This window comes from Albidovulum sp. (assembly GCF_041919395.1).
In the GTDB taxonomy this organism is placed as follows: domain Bacteria; phylum Pseudomonadota; class Alphaproteobacteria; order Rhodobacterales; family Rhodobacteraceae; genus Albidovulum.
Window position 1 is genome coordinate 1 of the sequence record NZ_JAYRTX010000199.1, and the last position, 1,800, is coordinate 1,800.

Below are 1,800 nucleotides of genomic sequence, written 5' to 3' on the forward strand. Positions count from 1 at the left end.
CTGCGATGCGACCAGCGCCGCCTTCGCGATGGACCTGCCCTGGGCCAAGCTCGATGTCGTCACCTTTTCGTGGCAGAAGGCGTTGGGCGGCGAGGGCGGCCATGGCGTCCTGATCCTGTCGCCCCGCGCGGTCGAGCGACTTGAAAGCTATGTGCCCGCCTGGCCCCTGCCGAAGATTTTCCGCCTGACCAAGGGCGGCAAGCTGATCGAGGGCATCTTCGAAGGCGAGACGATCAACACGCCCTCGATGCTTTGCGTCGAGGACTACCTCGTCGCCTTGAAGTGGGCGAAGTCGGTCGGCGGGCTGACGGCCCTGATCGCGCGGGCGGATGCGAATGCGAAGGCCATCGCAGATTTCGTCGCGAAGAGGGACTGGATCGCCAATCTGGCCGCCGATCCGGCGACGGCCTCCACGACGAGCGTGTGCCTGAAGTTCACCGATCCGCGCATCCGGGACGGCGCGGCCTTCGCGAAGGCGGTCGCAAAGCGGCTGGAGAAGGAAGGCGTGGCGCTTGATGCCGGGGCCTACCGTGACGCCCCTCCGGGCCTGCGCATCTGGTGCGGCTCGACCGTCGAGGCATCCGACGTCGCGCGGCTCATGCCCTGGATCGAATGGGCGTTCGAGGCCGAGATAGAGGCGCAGGCCAAGGCCGCCTGACCCCCGAAATATCATTCCCGCGCAAGCGGGAACCTTCAACCGATACCCGCTTTCGCGGGCATGACAGGACAACGAATGATGACACCCAAGGTTCTCGTATCCGACAAACTCAGTGAAACCGCCGTCCAGATATTCCGCGACCGGGGGGTCGAGGTCGACTACCTGCCCGATCTCGGCAAGGACAAGGACCGGCTCCTCGCCGTCATCGGTGACTACGACGGCCTTGCCATCCGCTCGGCGACCAAGGTCTCCGACAAGGTGCTGGAGGCCGCGACCAGGCTCAAGGTCATCGGCCGCGCCGGGATCGGGGTCGACAATGTCGACATTCCCGCCGCATCGAAGCGCGGCGTGATCGTGATGAACACGCCCTTCGGCAATTCCGTCACCACCGCCGAACACGCCATCGCGATGATGTTCGCGGTCGCCCGGCAACTGCCGGAAGCGTCGGAATCGACCCATGCCGGGAAGTGGGAGAAGAACCGCTTCATGGGGGTGGAACTTTTCAACAAGACGCTGGGCGTGATCGGTGCGGGCAATATCGGCGGCATCGTCTGCGACCGGGCGCTTGGGCTCCACATGAAGGTCATCGCCTATGACCCCTATCTCAGCGAGGAGCGGGCGAAGTCGATGGGCGTGACTAAGGTGGACCTCGACGAGCTGCTCCACCGCGCCGATTTCATCACGCTGCACGTGCCCCTGACCGACAAGACCCGCAACATCCTGTCGAGGGAGAACATCGCCAGGACGAAGAAGGGCGTGCGCATCATAAACTGCGCCCGCGGCGGCCTTGTCGACGAGGCGGCGCTGGCCGAGGCGCTGAAATCCGGTCATGTCGCGGGGGCTGCCTTCGACGTGTTCGAGAAGGAGCCGGCGACGGATTCGCCGCTGTTCCACCTGCCGAACGTCGTCGTCACCCCGCATCTCGGCGCCGCGACGACCGAAGCGCAGGAGAATGTGGCACTTCAGGTGGCCGAGCAGATGTCGGACTACCTGCTGACCGGGGCGGTGCAGAACGCGCTCAACATGCCCTCGGTCACCGCCGAGGAAGCCGCCGTCATGGGGCCATGGCAGAAGCTCGCCCAGCATCTCGGCGCCTTCGCCGGCCAGATGACGGACGAGCCGATCAAGGCGATCAACATCCT

At 65.2% G+C, this 1,800-nt stretch carries 1 protein-coding gene and 1 pseudogene; both read left to right on the plus strand.

Annotated features, from left to right (window positions below):
- Nucleotides 1–658 (plus strand): annotated as a pseudogene (locus tag ACMUOO_RS17370) (phosphoserine aminotransferase); the annotation flags it as partial.
- 78 nt (nt 659–736) lie between these two features.
- On the plus strand, nt 737–1,800 hold a 1,064-nt coding region (gene serA, locus ACMUOO_RS17375; RefSeq protein WP_413855828.1), incomplete at its 3' end, for a phosphoglycerate dehydrogenase.